Origin of the sequence: Salisediminibacterium beveridgei (genome assembly GCF_001721685.1) — a bacterium.
GTDB classification, from domain to species: domain Bacteria; phylum Bacillota; class Bacilli; order Bacillales; family Salisediminibacteriaceae; genus Salisediminibacterium; species Salisediminibacterium beveridgei.
The window spans coordinates 3,304,396-3,322,801 of the sequence record NZ_CP012502.1 but is presented as its reverse complement, the minus strand read 5'-3'; the positions used below and the strand labels follow the sequence as shown (position 1 = coordinate 3,322,801).

Genomic DNA, 18,406 nt, shown 5'->3' with positions numbered 1-18,406 from the left:
CCTACTTGTTCTCCGTTTGTCATAATCTATACCCTTGTTGAGAGAAGCCTCTCTTGACCGGGGTGTTTTTGGTTTGTTCAGAGTGATCGTTCATCTTCCGTTCATGTTTGCTTTGTAGAATGGGACGTATCACAGACATGGGGGAATAAACATGCGGATTGCCTTTAAGGAAATCAGGAAAAGCAAAATGAAATTCACGATACTCGGTTCGATCATCTTTCTGATCAGTTTTTTAACGTTTATGATTGCGGGGCTGGCGAATGGACTGTCCTATGATAATGCATCATTGATTAAAGACATGCCTGAAGGTGTCTTTTATCTGGACGAGGCAGCGGATGAGAATGTTAACATGTCCGAGATTGATCCGGATACACAGGAGAACGTGTTCAGGGTATTCGATGAGGCCATGGTGATGTCCATTCAAAATGGCGCCCTGCATGACGCTGAAGACGTGCGTCACAACGTCGTTTTCGTGGCAGCGTTTGACACGGGGTTATTTGGCGAAGTGGAATCCGGCGAGATTTTCGTCGATCAATCGATGAGGGAAGAAATCAATACGGGGGATACGCTCACGGCCGGTTCATTGCGTGGAGATTTGACGGTGAAAGGCTTTCTGGATCATCAAAAATATAACCACGCGCCCGTGGCACTGATCAGTCCCGACGATTATCAGGACATGTTCCAGACGGAAAAAATGCAGCTGGTATTCATCCCCGGAGGCGAGGGGACAGTGATCAGCGGGCTGGATGCCTTTTCAAACGATGCCTTTCTCAATACCATCCCGAGTTACAGTGCCGAACAGCTGTCTTTGAATATGATCGTCTGGTTCCTGGTCGGGATCAGCGGCATGCTCTTTGCCATCTTCTTTTATATGATGAATGTTCAGAAAATCGGTCTCTACGGTATCTTGAAAGCGATCGGTGTCAAAACAAGCAGCCTGTTTCTGATGATGTGGGTGCAGATGCTGACGATCACCATCGGAGCGCTGTTGCTTTCCGGAGGGCTCAGCCAGCTTTTCCAGGTGGCGGTCACGGAGCTGCCGTTTGAATTAACGCTGGAGGTGACCTTGCAGCTGTCGTTGATTTTCCTTGTCATCGGCTTTCTCGGTGCAACGGTGTCAGGCATTCAGATCAAAAAAATCGAACCGCTGCAGGCGATTCAACAAGGAGAGATGTAAGATGAGTCGATTTGAGATGAAAGGCATTACGAAAACCATTGTGAATGGTGATGTGGACGAAGATATACTGAAAGGGATTACCCTGTCGTTGGAAAAGGGCGAAATCACGGCCCTTGTGGGTGCATCCGGCTCCGGGAAAAGCACCCTGTTGACCATCGCTGCAGGGCTGCAGTCGACGACGGAGGGGGTGATTCATTTTGAAGGTGCGGAGATGACCGGAATGAATCAGGAACAGTTACGTGCGCTTCGGGCCAAGTCGTTCGGCTTCGTCTTTCAATCCGCACATCTCGTCCCCTTTTTGACCGTCGAAGAGCAGCTGAGTCTCATGCTGGGAGTGGCCGAGATCAAGCTGAAGAAAATCGAACAAGAAGACGTGATTGATGAAATGCTCGAAGCTGTCGGGATGCGTCACCGGAGAAACGCCTATCCTTCATCCTTATCGGGAGGCGAGCGGCAACGAGTGGCTGTAGCCAGGGCAATCATTCATCAGCCCGACATCCTGTTTGCGGACGAACCGACGGCGAGCCTGGATTCATCGAAATCTAAAGAAGTCATGGCACTGATCCGTGCATTAACAAAAGCGAAAGGGATTACGACATTGATGGTGACCCACGATCAGGAGATGCTGCCTTTTGTCGATCGCACCATTGCCATGCAGGACGGACTGATCTGAAAAAAGCCTGCCCAGGAAGCGATAACAGCTTCATTGGCAGGCTTTTCGATGTGGCGTGATGGGGGATTATTCATTCGGGCGGATAAAGACGAACTGATAGTTGCTGACTTGTTTCGATAAGAAGCCGGCCTCGCTGTAGCATAAGTAATATTCCCACATGCGCATGAATTTCTCATCAAACCCAAGGTCTTGAATGGCCTCTTGCTTCTCGGTAAAACGCGCCCGCCATTCCCGCAGGGTGTAGGCATAATCGATGCCGATGTTATCCAAGTCGTTGAGCATGAACGTCGAATCCTTGATCATCGCTTTCGTCATGGCAGATAAGGACGGCAGCATCCCGCCGGGGAAGATGTACGCCTGGATCCAGTCGGTTTTACTGCGGTACGTATCGTAAAACTGATCGGCAATGGAAATCACCTGCATGACAAGTTTGCCGTTCGGTTTTAAGAGGCGGTCGCAGATGTTGAAGAACGTGCCGTAGTTTTCGTGTCCGACGGCTTCGAACATTTCAATGGAGACGATTTTGTCGTAACGCCCTTCCAGGTTCCGGTAATCACAGAGCTTGAAGGTGATCTTGTCAGCGACTCCTTCTTGTTCAGCCTTTTCCTTGGCATAGGCGAACTGTTCCTCTGACAGGGTAATCGACGTGACCTTGCAGCCGGTGGACTTCACCGCTTCAATGGCGAGGCTTCCCCAGCCGGAGCCGATTTCGAGCACATGCTCACCTGGCTGGATGTCGGCTTTTTGAATGATGGCCTGCAGCTTCTGTTTCTGGGCCTCTTCCAGGGTGTCGGTTTCGTGACGGTAAATCCCGCCGGAGTAGGTCATGCTCTCATCGAGAAACGTCTGAAAGAAATCGTTACTCAGGTCGTAATGGGCCTGGATATTTTTGCGGCTCCCTGTCAGGTTGTTGCGACGAAGGAAGTGCCGGAAACGGACCGTGAGATCGGTGAACCAGTTGCGCTTCACCTTGGCGTAGTTTAAGTGCTTTCGGTTCATGAGGAACAAGCGGAACACATTCGTCAGTTCAGGAGAAGACCAGTCCCCGTCCATATAGGACTCCCCCAACCCGATGTCCCCGCCTTTGACCACTTTCGTGATGAAGGCATAGTTGTGAATCTTCAGAAAGGCTTTGAAATCGGCGTGTTGATCCCCGAAGGTTTTCACGCTCCGGTCAGGGAATTCAATGTGTAAAGCCCCGATTTTCAGGCGCTCCAAGTAGCGGAAAAACAACCCCATGCGAAAGGAAACAGCAGTAGACGGCTTCGCCGTGGAAAAGGTCAGCTCACTGGATGGTTTTGGTTTCATATGAATCGACAGTCCTTTCCTGTAATATAATTTGGCTGCCTGCCAGAGGATTTTCGGCATGGCAATGGTCGCTGTAAAAGGGATCTTGAACATCCCCTGGAACAAGGACCGGTCGGTAAACGGCAGGGCATTGACGGACAGGCTCGTCGTCAACACAGGGGCCTCTTCCTTGTGCAGGTTGATGTGAATCTGTACGTCATCCAGCAGATCCGTCAGTTGGAAGCGGTAATCGCCGTCCATGTTATTGAACGGGGAGACGTGAAAGGCTTTGTCCTGTTGAAAGCGCATGGTTTTCCCATAGGCAATGGCACCACTGTCAAGGGTTCCGGAGTTTGCCGCCTGCTGTAATTGGTTCTCTTTGTCGAGAAAGTACAGATGCTTTTCATGGAAGGTGTTGCTCACTTCCACGACGATGCAGTGAAGGGTTGCTTTCTGGTCGTAACAATAGTAGAAGCTGACAGGATTGAAGGCATAATTGACAAAGCGGGGCATGGTCAGTAACTGGACGGTTGTGATGCTGGCTGCATAGGATTTATGTGACTCCTTGAGGCAGCGCACCAGTTTCTCTTTAATGGTGCCTTCCCCAAGGAGATAATCATTGTCGTGAATCGAGAGCAGGTTGAAGCGGTTATAGCTGAACAAGGCGACCTGTTGACCCAGTGCTTCCAGGTGATCGAGATCGACGGACATGAAATAAATCGGATAGTTGAACCGGTGTGAGACCGGGTGGATTCTCGCATGCGTCATGTCGCCTTTGTACAGATGTGCGATCATAGGTGATACCCCATTTGCTTCGCGACGTTAACGCCGGACCTCACCCCGTCTTCATGAAACCCGTACCCGAAATAACTGCCGCAGAAATACGTGTGCTGCTGCCCGTTCAACTTCGGTAACTCTGTTTGCGAGCGGATCGAATCCTTCGTGTAGACGGGATGACGGTAATGGATTTCCCGGATGATTTTCTCCGGGTCAATCCCGTCGGTTGCATTCAGTGTCACGCAGTAGTCCGCTTCGGTTTCCAGTCCCTGCAGGAGGTTCATATAATAGGACACCGAGACGGGTTTTTCGTCTGTTGATGTGTGCAGCGGATCCCGGACGTAGTTCCAGGAAGCCCAGGCCCGTTTGGACGAAGGCAGTACAGACGTGTCGGTATGAAGGAGCGTATCGTTTTTGGAATACGTCCAGGTACCGAGCCATTTTTTCTCGTCCGGCGTCGGATCAGCCAGGAGGGCGAGGCTCTGATCGGCATGCGCCGCCATGACGACGTCATCGAATTGCTGTTCGGTTCCGTCCTCCATGCGCAAAATGACGTCTTGACCGGTGCGGCGGACGTGCTCAATTTTCGCATTCAAGTGAATCTGGCCATTGAACTGCCTTTGAAACGCATGAACATAGGCGTGGCTTCCGCCCACGACGGTCTGCCACTGGGGAATATCCTTGAATGAGAGGAGCCCGTGATTTTTGAAAAAGCGCACAAAGCTCTCGGCAGGATAGTCCAGGATATCCTGATTCGATGACGACCAGATGGCGCCGCCCATCGGGATCAGGAAGCGTTCCCTCGCCGGGGCACTGATACCGATCTTGTCGATGTATTCCCCGAGGGTCTCCCCTTGAAAGTTGTCCTGTTCGAGGTCCTTCAACGCCTGTTTACTGAATTTATTGATACCGAAGAGCATCTTGTAGAAGGACTTGTTGAACAGGTTTTTTCGCTGGGCGAAGAGTCCGTTTAACGTCGTGCCTTTGTATTGAAAATCATCCTCTTTGTCAAAATAACTGAATGACATTTCACTGTTTCTCGTTTTGACGCCAAGCTGACTGAGGAACTCATTGAACAGCGGGTAAGTGCGGTCGTTTAACACGATGAATCCGGTATCGACAGGCGTCCCCTGATCCGGGCCATCGGGTATGACGATGGTGTTCGTGTGGCCGCCCAGGTAATGATTTTTTTCGAAAAGATGTACCTCATACCCTTGCTGCAGGATGTGAGAAGCGACGATGCCGGAGACTCCGGCACCAATGACGGCAATGCGGCGTTTTGGATCTGCTGGTTTCTTCATAGTAAGGGCTCCTGTTCTGTCTCGCGTTAACCTTGCGCTTCTTTTTTGGTAAACAAATAGTGACCGACGCTCCACTCATCGCCATTGTTGGTCGCGAACAATTCGGAACAGGCGATGAAAAAGATGCGCCAGTAGACCCACCAGCGTTTGGCTTCTTTCGTGCCATAAACCTTTTTGAAAATCGGCATGATCGTGTCTTTTTGCTGGTCCATTTTCTGAAGCCACGCTTCGCACGTTTTATGATAGTGAAGACCGCTTACGGCCCAGTGCTTCTCAATCGCAACATCATCGGCGAAATAGAGGGGTAAATGGGCGCTTGGCATCATCCCGCCTGTGAAGAAGTACTTGGCCATCCAGTCCCCGCTGCCTTTGACTTCGAATAAGTAAGGTGTACTCTTGTGGCGGAAGATGTGGATGAACAGCTTGCCTTTCGGTTCAAGGAAGCCGGCCACTTTCTTCATAAGCAGCTGATAGTTCTGCATGTGTTCAAACATCTCGACGGATACGACGCGATCAAAGCGGTATTTTGTATTGAAGTCGTTGATATCGGCGGTGACGACGGTGAGATTGTTCAGACCCGCTTTTTGGGCCTGCTCGTCAATGTAGGCTTTTTGTGACGACGAATTGGACAGTACGGTGATGATGCTCATCGGGTATTTCTTCGCCATGTATAACGACAAAGACCCCCAGCCGCAGCCCAGTTCCAAAATGGCCTGGCCATTTCTGAGATCCGCCCGTTCACATGTCAGTGCGAGCATGTCTTCTTCGGCATCGTCGAGTCCTTTGTGGTACAGGGAAGGCTTGATGTCGTTATCCCAGTAGCCGCAGCTGTATTTCAGCTTTGAACCGAGGACTTTCTCGAAAAACAGCGCGGGTACTTCGTAATGCTGTTCATTGGCATCGTCGGTATTGACGGCAATCGGCTTTTGCTTCAGATCCTGAATGAAGGCGTTGATGTAATGTTGCTCGGCTTCGACACTGGCGAACGTCTGCTGCTTCAAGCGCTCTTTCAGCAGGCGTCGTACAGCGATTCTCAAGGTCTTATCCGGCACAAGATTCTTCTCTAATATCGGTTCGTACCACATCGTTTGGTCCCCTTTTTGTAAATGAATTGTTAAGTCTGATTATAATGATTGTATACCCAAACCAAAAACATCGGAAACGTCATCATGCTGTTCATGGCAGGCTGCGTTATGTTTTATCATCATTAGGCAAGAAGACTCCATCTGATTCGCGATACGGGCGTCAGCCCAGCGATTCAGGTGGTGATGAATTGCCATCAGTCTTACGACTGATAGGTGTTTCAAATAAAAGAACAAGTGTTCGAAAATATATCTAGCTTCTTTTTTGTTAAATGGTATAATGAGTAGTGTAGACGGAAAGGGTTGATACCATTTGGAATTAGATGATAATAATCATTCAGTGTTCTTGTTATATTACCACTTAGTCTTGGTTGTTAAGTACCGAAAAGAAGTGATTGATAATAATATTTCAGAGTATTTGAAAGATCATTTCGTTCGCTTAATGGAGCCTAAGGGAATCAAGTTGGAAGAGTGGAATCAAGACGGTGACCACGTTCACGTATTGTTCCGTTCGGTTCCTAATGTAGATTTGTCAAAAACAATAAACAATTACAAAAGCGTTAGTTCCCGTTTAGTAAAGCGCGACTTCCCTCATATTAAAAAGTCGCTATGGAAAGAAATGTTTTGGTCGCGCAGCTATTGTCTTTTAACTTCGGGTGGCGCACCTGTTGAAACCATTCGCAAATATATCGAAACACAAGGGATGAAGTAAACATCTTAACGTCGGTAAAGGAGGTGACACAAATGGCTAGGAAAAAACCGATTAAAGTATTGCGCAAGAAAAAGAAAACAGTCAATATGCAACGGTTCACTCAAAAACAGAACATTGGTCGCAACGCCCTGAGCGCTAGGGAGTTTCGACTTCTGCAACGCATGTCTCATAGTTCCAAGGCTTTGCGCAACGTAGGCTTATATACGATTAAACAAAAGTATTTGAATGAAAACAAAATGGCGACAACAAAAGAAATAGACAGCGCAATGAAGGCCGATATGAACTATTGGGGCATTCAATCCAACTCCGTACAAGCGGTTCGAAGAACCTTACTCAGTGACGTAAAGAGCTTCTTCGAAGCGTTAAAGAAGTGGAAAGAAACCCCTGAAGGTTTCACAGGTCGCCCAAAGTTCCCAAAGTATTCTCGTTCCACGGCTAAACGCGTCATCGAAATCTATCAAGTTCCCCAAGTGGATCAGGACGGGTATTGGAATATTCCAATGAATACTGCTTTCAGAAAACGTTTTGGTCCCTTAAGACTGCGAATGCCAAAGAATTTAATGGATAAAAACATTTCTTACATTGAAATTGTGCCAAAGCAAAACGGTCGGTTCTTTGAGGCTCATTATGTATACGAAGTACCGATGTCTCAAATGAAGAAACAACAAACGACGACAAAAGCTTTGAGTTGCGATTTAGGTGTAGATTATCTTCTTAGTTGTACAACGAATCAAGGAGACGCCTTTTTGATGAATGGAAAGAAGTTAAAATCCATCAATCAGTACTTCAACAAAAAGATAAGCGAATTAAAACAGAAAAACATCGAAAACGGCTTGTCGAAACGCATAGTGACAAACCAAATCGCTTCTCTTTGGCGTAAACGAAATCTCCAAATAGACGGCTACCTTTCACAAACCGTAGGTTTGTTATTCAAACAGATAAAACGACTGAACGTCGATACCGTGGTAATGGGTTATAATGCCGGTTGGAAACAAGAATCGCATTTAGGGAAGAAAAACAATCAAGAGTTCGTACAAATTCCTTTCCACAGATTGATTTCGGCTATTGAGAACAAGTGTCTCAAAGAAGGCATCCGTTTCGTTAAGCAGGAAGAGAGCTACACGTCTAAAGCTAGTTTTCTGGATCATGACGATATTCCGGTTTGGTCAAAAGGCGATAACACGATGTACTCCTTTAGTGGGAAGCGCCTATATCGCGGCTTCTATCGCTGTGAAAATGGACAATGCATCCATGCCGACATTAATGCAGCATTAAATATCCTTCGGAAATCTCAAGTAGCAGAATGGGATGAAAAAACGAAAATAAAAACGCCCATGATCATGGACGTTCAAAAACGTAAAGCTGTTGCTTAGCGCATAGCCTAGTGGGTGCGTCAACCATCCATGTGTACTCAACTTTTGTTGGGGCTTGTAGCACACGCCAGTTAAATTCTGAGTGGTGGTTTCTTCCGTTAGGAAGAACTGCTCTTCTTCGGAAGGGTGGTGCAAGTGGGAAAACGATCGTACGTCGCCAGTACCAACCAAAAACAGTGATTTGAGAAGAACCACGCAGAGCGTCACTCTTCGTAAGAAGAAAAGACCTGCTTGGCTATCTCAAGCCCCCGCTGAAACGTTGTACCTCAGTGGGGGTTCGTTGACAAGGGTATATGATACTTATATATCTGAAGGGTAAGCGTCAAAAATAAGCACGTGTAATTTTATTATTAGCTCCTTCATACTGTGATTATAGTAAAAGTACGAAGGAGTTGACGCGATGAATAGGAATGCTAACCTCAGAGATTTCTGGGAACATAAAGTTAAAGAGGTCCAAAAATCTGGACTGTCTGTAGCTGAGTGGGTTCGTCAAAATGATGAATTCACGGTCCATCAAGTGCGCTACTGGATTCGTAAATTTAAAGAAGAATCCAAATCACTTGCAACCGCAGAACAGCCGCAAACTAATTGGATACCCGTAAACGTTGATGCCACATCCCGACCTGATCCCCAAATGATCTATCTTACCCTTCCAAATGATAGCCGACTTGAAATCCCTTCGGGATTAGATCAGTCGGACCTCACCAATCTTCTTCGAGCAGTGAATGCATTATGATGTCTCATGCTCAGCCTAAACAAGTCTTCCTTGCAAAAGGTGCAACAGATTTACGGAAATCCATCGACGGATTAGCTGCCATTGTGCAGGAAGGGTTCCAACTGAATCCTTTCTCACCGTCGTTCTTTGTCTTCTGTAACAGACAAAGGGATAAGATTAAAATCTTGCATTGGGATCATAATGGTTTCTGGCTTTATTATCGCCGCCTTGAAAAAGGGACGTTTCCTTGGCCCAAAGCAGATGACCATCAACCCTTACTCATTACAGACAGGCAGTTAAGATGGCTTCTGGATGGGCTTCCGATTGATCAAAAAGGAGCCCACAGAAAGTTATCTCCTGAAAAAGTTGTATAAACTATTGAAGTGAATCGCGTTTCCATATAAAATAAATCTCGTTATGAAAAAATCTTCTGCGATCTCACCCAAAACAACTGAACATCTCGAAGACCGTGTCTCGAAACTTGAACGGGAAAAGGCTGAACTTGAACTTCAACTCAAATGGTACAAGGAACAGCTCAGCCTCCAGCAAAGACAAAAATTCGGTAAGTCCAGTGAAAAAACGGATCCGGATCAGCTGGAGCTGCCTCTGTTTAATGAAGCAGAGCAAGAACAACATCCGTCCGAAGAAGAACCAACGGTCGAATCGATTACATATGAACGTAAGAAAAAGCGCAAAGTCCGAAAGGACCTTACAGAAAACCTTCCATCAAAAACCATTGAGCATACACTCCCGGTTGAGGATCAGGTTTGTTCGTGCTGCAATGGAAAGCTCCATACAATGAAGCAACAAGTCAAAGAAGAATTGGAAATCATTCCGGCAGAGGTTAAAGTAATTCGATATGTTACCTATCTATACAGTTGCAGAGACTGTGAGAAAAACGGTACGGGAAACCCGATTGTTAAAGCACCTGTTCCAGAGCGGGCATTCCCAGGAAGCCTTGCTTCACCATCGATGGTCTCTTACATCATGGACCAGAAATTTGTTCAGGGGACGCCGCTTTATCGCCAGGAACAGGCATTCAATCGTTTGGGTGTTCCTTTATCAAGGCAGACCCTTTCAAATTGGATTCTTGAAGGTTCTGAACAGTGGCTGGAACCGATCTACGATCGGATGGTTGAGACTTTAACATTGCTCGATGTTCTTCATGCCGATGAAACGACTGTTCAAGTTCTCAAAGAGGATGGGAAGGAAGCGAGCTCTACCTCCTATATGTGGTTGTACCGATCAGGCATGAGCAGTGTGCCGATTGTGATCTACGACTATCAACCCGGACGCGCCAGTAAATATCCAATTCGTTTCCTTGAAGGATTTAAAGGATACTTGCACGTAGACGGATATGGAGGCTATCACGGCTTAAAACCGAAAGTCGAACTTGTTGGGTGCTGGGCTCATGCACGCAGGAAATTCGTAGATGCTGTGAAATCCTTACCTGATGATGGTTCGACAACCAAAAGTTCTGCACAGGAGGGTCTGGATTTTATCAACCAGCTCTATCGCATCGAAAAGCATATACAGGAAGAGCGCCTCTCTCCGGAAAAAGTCTATGACGTTCGTCAAAAACGTTCAAAACCTGTTTTGGAGGCTTATTCAGCATGGCTTCAAACGATGCGAGCCAAAACCTTACCGAAAACGCTCCTTGGAAAAGCCATTGTTTATTCTATCAATCAAATGGATCACCTGAGAAACTTCTTAAAGGATGGCCGCCTTGATATAGATAACAACAGAGCTGAGCGCAGCATAAAACCTTTTGTGATTGGAAGAAAAAACTGGCTGTTCTCCAATACACCGCGAGGTGCAAAGAGCAGTAGTGTTATTTACAGTATCATTGAGACAGCAAAAGAGAATCGTTTAAAGCCTCAAGCTTATCTGGATTACTTGTTTGAACATTTGCCCAATAGCAAGCAATCTGAAATGGATCAGTTTCTACCCTGGTCAGAATCATTACCAGAGGAAATTCGGATCAAATAATCGAATTTAAACTCAGTATAGGAAATCCGCATCTAAATTAATAGGTGCGGATTTTTGACGCTTACTCTGAAGGTGGGATTTTTAAATGTACGAAGCGATAAATCACAATACTAAAAGTCACCCCATAACGAGGTGACTTTTAGTAATCATATTAAAATGAATGTAATATTTATGATTTTTGTAAAGCGATTGCTTGTTCAAGAACTTTCATCCCGTCCATCATGCCATATGCAATTGAATCAATCACAGCAACAGGAACGTTATAAGGAGCTGCTTTTTCTCCAATTTTCTTTTCAAGATAACGAACCTGAGGACCGATCAGGATTACATCCGTCGATTCTAATTCATTATTCAAACCTGCCTCAGCCGTTGCATCAACTTGTGCATCAATGTTTTTTTCCTGTGCAGCCTGATTCATTTTTTTCACTAACATGCTAGTAGACATTCCCGCCGAGCATACTAATAGTATTTTCATTGTCTGGAAACCTCCATTTTTTATTTAGACTCATGTAGAAAAATAATTTCAGCAGCTAGCTCCTTTACAGTCATCGAGGTCATCAAATGATCCTGTGCATGGACTAAGAGAACGGAGGGCGTTATGGGCTCTCCATTTGCTTCGGTTTGTAACAACTCTGTTTGAAAATGATGCGCTTCTACAAAAGCAGATTCAGCGTCCTCAATTTTTTTTCGTGCTTCTTCAAACTTCTTCTCTCTTGCGAGTGCGATTCCCTCCATCGAAAAGGATCTTGCATTGCCTGCGTAGAGAATGATTTGAAATGATATTTCTTCTAATGACATTTTGGACCTATCCGTCATGATTTATTTTCTCCTTTCATCTCTTCTTGAATAATTTGTTGTTTTTTTTCTTCGGCGCTTTCTGAAGCGCGAATGAACGGTATATACAACAATGTTGCAAGAATCAGATTAAATAATTGAAGAATGATTCCAGTAATTGATCCACCTGTTACAAGGTAGCCACTGACTACAGGTGGGGTTGTCCAAGGAACCATTGCGACGGTTTTTGGTACCAGCCCAGTTGCTAAGGCGAAGTAAGAGGTGATTGTAAGCAACACAGGAATAAAGATAAAAGGAATTAACATAACCGGATTTAACACTACAGGAAGACCAAACAAAACAGGTTCGTTAATGTTAAATCCTCCTGCTGGAGCAGCTATTTTGCCTATAGCTCGGTAATGTTTTGTCTTGGCCACAAGGAATATCGCAAAAATCAGTGCTAATGTTGTTCCTGAACCTCCCATAAATACATAGGCATCCAAAAATGGTTTTGTAATAATATAAGGTACATCATAGGCACTGACGCCACTTGCGAATTGCTGGATATTGACCTCTAATAATGGAAGATAAATTGATTCTATGACAGGTCCGAGTATATTTGTACCATGAAGTCCGAAAAACCAAAGCAGATGATTCAAGAATGCAATGATAATTGCAGCAGGAAGTGTGTTACCAAGCGCTTGAAGTGGCTCCTGGATTAGGTTGAAAATCAATTCATGCAAACTGCCATCGGTGGCCGAATTGATAAAGATTTGTACTAGTGATACTAGAATCAAAATGATCGTCGCGGGAATCAATGCTCTGAAAGATTTGATAACACCATCAGGAACGCCGTCAGGCATTTTAATTGTAAATTTGGAAAGGTACAATACACGGAATAGTTCGGTTGTTAAGAGAGCGGTAATTACACCAACAAATAAACCTTGAGCTCCTGTCCATGCATAAGCCAATCCCCAATCCTCAGTGGTTGGTGTCAAAATAATATAGGATGCGAGGCTAATCAACATAGCGGACATGCCATCGACGTTATAGGATTTAGCTAAATTATAACTAATTCCGGCAACAACAAGAAGAGATAATATGGCAAACGAACCATCCCAAATATTCCCTCCCACAGCTGTCCATCCTTCACCGAACAGTGATTCCATAAAATTTTGAAAGACTTCAACAGGTAGATTATTTATTAAAACAGCGAAACTTCCTAAAATAATCAAAGGCATAATAGCAACAAAGCCATCTCGGACGGCCACTAAGTGTCTTTGTGCCCCGATTTTACTTGCAACAGGAATGAAGTAACGTTCCATCCAGTTCATTATCGCATTCATAATAATTACACCTTTCTTTTTTGAAATTGTGGTAAGTATGGGTGATGAGCTTCAATCATTTGATCCAGTATCTTCTTAGCAAGAGTTTCATCTGCTACAAGTGGATTCATGAGCAGTGCCAGATAGGCATCTTCATAATTTCCAGAGCAAGCAGCCTTAATAGTCAATTCTTCCATGTTTTTCATACGTTGAATCAAACCTTTAATTTGAATTGGAATATCACCTATTTGAATTGGGTGTGGACCATCCTTATCTATCATTGCATTAACTTCGATCACTGCATCATCATCCAGACCGCTCAATGCGCCGTGATTGACTGTATTAACCGTTTGTATATCTTGTTTATTTGTGTAAATACTAACGATCAAATTGCAAGCAGCATCGCTGTAAAATGCCCCACCTCGTTGCTCTAATTCCTTTGGCTTTTCATTCAATTTTAAGTCACGGTACCGTTTGAATAAATCAGCTTCTACGCGCTGGACAGTTTCTGCCCTGGTACCTTGATTGTTGAGGTCATTTAAATCTTTTTTGATTACATCAGAAGTTTGAAAGTAATACTGGTGATAAGGATTAGGAAGCATTCCCAAACTTCTTAAAAGCTCCGGTTTCCAACCTAAAGATACGATGTTTGCAGGTGAATAGTTTTGATCATGAATGATCATTTTCTCTATTGTTTCTTGAGTTCGATCTTCTCCATTAACCATAACTTTCCGACCGAAAATAAAATGATTCAATCCAATAAATTCAATCTGTACTTTCTGAACGGGCACATTAAACATTTCTGCTACACCGTTTCTCATATTAAAAGGGATGTTACATACACCTATGACCTTTTTGTGCTTACTATGTTTTATTATCGCCTCCGTTACAATCCCTGCTGGATTCGTGAAGTTGATCAGCCATGCATTTGGGCATATTTCAGACACGGAATCAGCTATATTGATCAATACAGGGATCGTTCGAAAAGCCTTAAATACACCACCTGCACCATTAGTTTCTTGACCGACCAGTCCTTCTTGCAAAGGAATCCGTTCATCAGCTGCCCTCGCCTCTAAGCCCCCGACACGAATTTGTGTAGTGACAAAATCAGCTCCTTGCAGAGCTTCTTCTAAATCCATTGTTTGTTCGATACTAATTGATTTTTTTGAGCGACGGATCATCCTTTCTGATAAATTTGTAATTACATTCAACTTTTCCAAACCATCTGGTATATCCACTAATACAACTTTATCGACGGGCATTTCCTCATATCTATCGATAAAACCTTCAATAATTTCCGGCGTGTAGCTTGAACCACCGCCAATAATAACAATTTTAACTCCCAAAATAATTTCCTCCCGTTATTCATTTATGAAACAGGTAAGCGCTTCCTTGAATATAATGTATCAGATATGTAACTACAAATCAATATAAAAGTAACTACAAATTTAAAATGAGCTTGTGTAGAGCTATTCATGTTGTTATGATGAATTGGAAAGGTGGAGGGATTGAAATGAAATTAATTGTGAATGCGGATGATTTCGGACTGAGCCGAGCAGTAAATTATGGAATTCTCGATGCAATGCAAATTGGGATTGTATCCAGCACGACGATGATGATGAACATGCCAGGTACTTCACACGCAGCAGATTTAATCGATCGAGAGGGGTTAACAAAAGTTGGAGTTCATTTAGTTTTAACAAGTGGACGTCCACTAACTAACGCAAAGTCATTAATCAACGACCAGGGGCTTTTCAAACTATCTAATCAGTTTGCTTTGGAGTATGAGAATAATTTCATTATTGATCCAAAAGAGGTTGAGAATGAATGGGTGCAGCAGATTGAGTCGTTTATCTCGCTCGCAGGAAAACCAAATCATCTTGATAGCCATCACCACATCCATTTATTTAAGCCATTCCAACCGATAATCAAGAGGATTTCAGAAAAGTTTGATTTACCCGTCAGGTCGGGCAATCAAATTGGGGTTTCGAGTTATGCGGATTATTTTGAAGACGGTTTTTACAAACATGCTGTTGAAGAAAAATATTTTCACAGGATTGCGAACAAATATGGAACAGAAAATAAAACAATTGAGATTATGTCACATCCGGCATACATCGACAATGTTTTAATGGAGTATTCTAGTTATTCAGATGGCAGATTAAATGAACTGAGTATTTTAATGTCAAAAGCACTTAAAGATTCAGGCTGGTTTCTAAAATAAATAATGAAATAAAATAATCCGGCACCATACTGAATGTATGAGCCGGATTATTTTATGTTTCGTTATAATGTCTTTCTACAGTAAAGCTGACTTTATCTCCGTGAAAATAAGCGATGGAGTATTCAATCTTGGTTCCGTCCTCGAGGAATGCATAGGTTTCTATTTGAATGCATGCATCACCTGGTGCTATTTCCAAATATTCAGCAACATGATTGTCTGCCTTGGAAAGATGTAAATGTTCTTCAGTTCGGGCAATTGGGAGACCCATATCTTCCCTGAGTATTTTATATAATGAACCTTCACATGATTCCTTATTCATCATTGTTGTCATTCGCCAAGGTAAATAAGCGATTTCGTATTGCAGAGGTTGCTGATCCGCATATCGGATTCGCTCAAGTTTATTTAGGGGTTCTCCTTCTTCGATTTCCAGCGCTTTTGACAAGACGGGATCTGTTGGTATTACATTTAGATCCAATACTTTAATTTCAGGAAGTTTGCCTTGTAATTTCATTTGCTCTACATAACTTCCTTGTGTAGATGATAATGTTTGTTTGATTTTTTGAAGCTTAACAAATGATCCCTTACCTTGAACGCGTTCGATATAGCCCTCATTAACGAGTTGCTGTAAAGCATTTCGAATCGTTGTGCGACTAACATTGAAAGTTGCACAGAGTTCAGCTTCTGTTGGTAACTGCGAGTTAACGGGAAAGGTATTGGTTTGAATATCTTGAACCAATTTGTCCTTTACAACTTGATGCAGAGACTGTCCTTTTGATGAATGATTCATTTGTTTTCCTCCTGCCTAGCGGAAATGATTAGAATTATTATAACATTTGTTTTTAATGATAGATACAAATTATGATTATAATGTCATTATCTTTTGGATTTGTGAAGGGCTTAAATATACTATATGAGAAGGAAGTCGATGAGTAATGTGTGTTTTGAGAAGAGAGAATTTGCAGGTATTCGAATTGTGCAATTATAAATCAAAGTTAGGAAGCATCGGTTTTTCTGAATACACTTCACGTTATTTTAGTCAAGAGAGTTTGAATCATATCATGACTTTTCTATTTCTCTTGCAATTTGTAAATCCAAATCGTATACTTAAGGTAAGATGATTTATATTTACAAATCGATTTATAAATACAAATAAAAGGGGGTTGTCGTATGAGTGGAAAAAAGAAACGCGATGAGTCGATCATGGAGATTAACTGGGCCCAGCAAAAGGCGATTTCAAACCCGTTTCGTTCACGGTTGATTGGCATGCTGTATGAGCATCCGATGACACCGAAGCAGGCGGCAGATGCCCTGGATAAAAATCCGGGGACCACGTATTATCATATCCAGCAGCTCATGAAACACGGGATTCTTGAGGTGGATCATGTGGATACCAACAAAGGCGTCGTTGAAAAATACTATAAAGCCAAGGCGATTTCCTTTCGTAACCCCGAGCAGCTTCAGGCTCCAGGAGAGGTCGATAACTATGAGGCGGATCTCTATTTGTCTGAGGAGCTCCTTGAGGAGCTGACGGGTGAGATGTATGAACTGCTCCTCAGTTACGGAAAGAAATCCTACCAGGAACGAAACGATAAGACACAAAAAGCTTACCATGTCCGGTTCCAGGTGAATGAGAGTAAAGAGGAGGAGTAACCATGGCAACAGAAAAGGCATTTCTCAGAGACCGGAATTTTCAAATCATGATGCTCGGGGTATTCATTCAGGCCGCAGGGAGCGGGATTTATCTGATTACGGGCATGCTTCTCGTGGTGCAGCTGACAGGCAGTGTACTGTATGCCGGATTTGCCTTTTTTGCCATCTCTTCAGCAAGCGTCATGGCGTTTCTGATCGCCCCGCTGGCCAATTACACCGGATATAAAAAAGGGCTGATCATCAGTCATCTGATCAATGTGCTGCTGCTGATTACGATTCCTGTTGCCTACCTCACCATCGGTCTACATGTGTGGCATGTGATCGGGATCTTGTTTCTCACAAGTCTCATCAACCAGTTTTCCTATCCGATTGTCTCCACCCTGGTGCCCAAGGTCGTGGGCGATGACCAGATCATTCAGGCGAATGCGTATTTGCAGACGGTGCGTGAAGCGATGGATATCGTCTTTATCGCCGGGGCAGGGATCCTTGCGGCACTCATCGGCAGTGTCGCCGCTATCAGTGTTACGGCCATGCTGGTGTTGTTCACCGTGATATTATATTTCTTCTTGCAGATTGAAGCGTATGAGGAAACGAGGAACAGGAACATCCCGTTTCACCACCATCTGAAAAGCTATTCCAAGGATTTAAAAAGCGGGATGACCTATATTCAGAAGTCGCTGATCCCGAAAATGATGTTCTCCATCGTGTTTGTGAACGTGACGATGGCGGTGATGCTGACGAATGTGCCGGCTTTTTCCCTGCTGAAATCAAACGGTCTTGAAGCGGCGTACGGCTTTTATATGGCTTCCCTGTCACTTGGGATCATGATCGGCACCCTGGTGAGTCCGAAGGTGAAACAACTGGCCTTTGGACGGCTGATCATCACGATGTTTACCCTGACGGGCCTTCTCTGGATCGGCACAGCACTGACGCCGTGGCTCTTGTCCATGGTGCTCTTCAGTATCGGTGCCATTTCCATCGGCATCCTGAACATTCTCATCTTCTCAGCGATCCAGCGCCAGGTGGAGAGTATCTACATCGGCCGTGTGCTCACACTGCTGACAAGCGCTGCGTCACTCGGGGTTCCGGTGGGTGCATTAATTGGCGGCGTCATCGGTGAAGCGTATAACCCGGTGCTCCCGATCATCATCTCCGGGATGGGCATGATCATCTTCAGCACCATCTGGATGAAGCAGTCCGTCCTTCGCTCCCTCCCGTCGATTGATGAGGTGAAACTGTTTGAGGAGCAAAAGGTGACGGCAGCGCAGTAAGGAACTGAATGGCGGAAAACTGGAAAATAAGAAGGATAAACGTGATATCATGGGTGCAAGGTATAACGGACAAACA

The 18,406-nt window shown here is 44.4% G+C and carries 18 protein-coding genes; 10 read left to right on the top strand and 8 right to left on the bottom strand.

Translation table 11 applies throughout. The features are described 5' to 3' along the window. Nucleotides 1-151 precede the first annotated feature (151 nt). Entirely contained in the window at nucleotides 152-1,177 is a 1,026-nt protein-coding gene (locus BBEV_RS15635; RefSeq protein WP_069366310.1) for an FtsX-like permease family protein, read from the top strand. Nucleotide 1,178: 1 nt separating this feature from the next. After that, nucleotides 1,179-1,850 (top strand): ABC transporter ATP-binding protein, encoded by a 672-nt coding sequence (locus BBEV_RS15630; RefSeq protein ID WP_069366309.1) that lies wholly within the window; start codon nucleotides 1,179-1,181, stop codon nucleotides 1,848-1,850. Between the two features lie 66 nt (nucleotides 1,851-1,916). Here BBEV_RS15630 and BBEV_RS15625 read toward each other — a convergent pair whose 3' ends face one another. Genes BBEV_RS15625 through BBEV_RS15615 form a run of 3 tightly spaced genes read right to left on the bottom strand, consistent with a single transcriptional unit; the run spans nucleotide 1,917 to nucleotide 6,300 of the window. After that, nucleotides 1,917-3,932 (bottom strand): DUF1365 family protein, encoded by a 2,016-nt coding sequence (locus BBEV_RS15625; protein WP_069366308.1) that lies wholly within the window; start codon nucleotides 3,930-3,932, stop codon nucleotides 1,917-1,919. Next, a complete protein-coding gene (locus tag BBEV_RS15620) occupies nucleotides 3,929-5,215 on the bottom strand; it encodes an NAD(P)/FAD-dependent oxidoreductase (protein WP_069366307.1) in 1,287 nt (428 codons plus the stop codon). The genes BBEV_RS15625 and BBEV_RS15620 overlap by 4 nt, the downstream gene beginning before the upstream one ends. A 26-nt stretch (nucleotides 5,216-5,241) precedes the next feature. Then, a complete protein-coding gene (locus BBEV_RS15615) occupies nucleotides 5,242-6,300 on the bottom strand; it encodes an SAM-dependent methyltransferase (protein WP_069366306.1) in 1,059 nt (352 codons plus the stop codon). Between the two features lie 310 nt (nucleotides 6,301-6,610). Between BBEV_RS15615 and tnpA (BBEV_RS15610) the strand changes: the two genes are divergently transcribed. From tnpA (BBEV_RS15610) to tnpC, 5 genes are all read left to right on the top strand, one after another. Further along, complete coding sequence (tnpA, locus tag BBEV_RS15610; protein WP_069366305.1) at nucleotides 6,611-7,009, top strand: IS200/IS605 family transposase; 399 nt, start codon at nucleotides 6,611-6,613, stop codon at nucleotides 7,007-7,009. A 32-nt stretch (nucleotides 7,010-7,041) separates the two neighbouring features. Further along, nucleotides 7,042-8,382, top strand: a complete 1,341-nt coding sequence (locus tag BBEV_RS15605; protein WP_069366304.1) for an RNA-guided endonuclease InsQ/TnpB family protein — start codon at nucleotides 7,042-7,044, stop codon at nucleotides 8,380-8,382. A gap of 400 nt (nucleotides 8,383-8,782) precedes the next feature. After that, nucleotides 8,783-9,118, top strand: a complete 336-nt coding sequence (tnpA, locus tag BBEV_RS15600) for an IS66 family insertion sequence element accessory protein TnpA (RefSeq protein ID WP_069364181.1) — start codon at nucleotides 8,783-8,785, stop codon at nucleotides 9,116-9,118. Continuing rightward, nucleotides 9,115-9,471: an IS66 family insertion sequence element accessory protein TnpB gene (tnpB, locus tag BBEV_RS15595; RefSeq protein ID WP_084007197.1), complete on the top strand. Its 357-nt coding sequence runs from the start codon at nucleotides 9,115-9,117 to the stop codon at nucleotides 9,469-9,471. The genes tnpA (BBEV_RS15600) and tnpB overlap by 4 nt, the downstream gene beginning before the upstream one ends. A 43-nt stretch (nucleotides 9,472-9,514) precedes the next feature. Next, complete coding sequence (gene tnpC, locus BBEV_RS15590; protein WP_069364179.1) at nucleotides 9,515-11,086, top strand: IS66 family transposase; 1,572 nt, start codon at nucleotides 9,515-9,517, stop codon at nucleotides 11,084-11,086. A gap of 169 nt (nucleotides 11,087-11,255) precedes the next feature. Here tnpC and BBEV_RS15585 read toward each other — a convergent pair whose 3' ends face one another. From BBEV_RS15585 to BBEV_RS15570, 4 genes are read right to left on the bottom strand one after another with little or no spacing between them, the layout of a single operon-like run. Then, nucleotides 11,256-11,561, bottom strand: coding sequence for a PTS sugar transporter subunit IIB (locus tag BBEV_RS15585; RefSeq protein ID WP_069366303.1), 306 nt, complete (start codon nucleotides 11,559-11,561; stop codon nucleotides 11,256-11,258). Nucleotides 11,562-11,581: 20 nt separating this feature from the next. Further along, nucleotides 11,582-11,884: a PTS sugar transporter subunit IIA gene (locus BBEV_RS15580; RefSeq protein ID WP_069366789.1), complete on the bottom strand. Its 303-nt coding sequence runs from the start codon at nucleotides 11,882-11,884 to the stop codon at nucleotides 11,582-11,584. Between the two features lie 14 nt (nucleotides 11,885-11,898). Further along, nucleotides 11,899-13,206, bottom strand: a complete 1,308-nt coding sequence (gene celB / locus BBEV_RS15575) for a PTS cellobiose transporter subunit IIC (RefSeq protein ID WP_084007434.1) — start codon at nucleotides 13,204-13,206, stop codon at nucleotides 11,899-11,901. Nucleotides 13,207-13,211: 5 nt separating this feature from the next. After that, entirely contained in the window at nucleotides 13,212-14,531 is a 1,320-nt protein-coding gene (locus BBEV_RS15570) for a 6-phospho-beta-glucosidase (protein WP_069366302.1), read from the bottom strand. A 137-nt stretch (nucleotides 14,532-14,668) separates the two neighbouring features. Between BBEV_RS15570 and chbG the strand changes: the two genes are divergently transcribed. After that, a complete protein-coding gene (gene chbG / locus BBEV_RS15565; RefSeq protein WP_232318212.1) occupies nucleotides 14,669-15,409 on the top strand; it encodes a chitin disaccharide deacetylase in 741 nt (246 codons plus the stop codon). A 52-nt stretch (nucleotides 15,410-15,461) separates the two neighbouring features. Here chbG and BBEV_RS15560 read toward each other — a convergent pair whose 3' ends face one another. Beyond that, entirely contained in the window at nucleotides 15,462-16,196 is a 735-nt protein-coding gene (locus tag BBEV_RS15560; RefSeq protein ID WP_069366300.1) for a GntR family transcriptional regulator, read from the bottom strand. A 380-nt stretch (nucleotides 16,197-16,576) separates the two neighbouring features. Between BBEV_RS15560 and BBEV_RS15555 the strand changes: the two genes are divergently transcribed. Next, nucleotides 16,577-17,059, top strand: coding sequence for an ArsR/SmtB family transcription factor (locus BBEV_RS15555; RefSeq protein ID WP_069366299.1), 483 nt, complete (start codon nucleotides 16,577-16,579; stop codon nucleotides 17,057-17,059). A gap of 2 nt (nucleotides 17,060-17,061) precedes the next feature. Next, a complete protein-coding gene (locus tag BBEV_RS15550; RefSeq protein ID WP_069366298.1) occupies nucleotides 17,062-18,330 on the top strand; it encodes an MFS transporter in 1,269 nt (422 codons plus the stop codon). The last annotated feature ends 76 nt before the right edge of the window (nucleotides 18,331-18,406 follow it).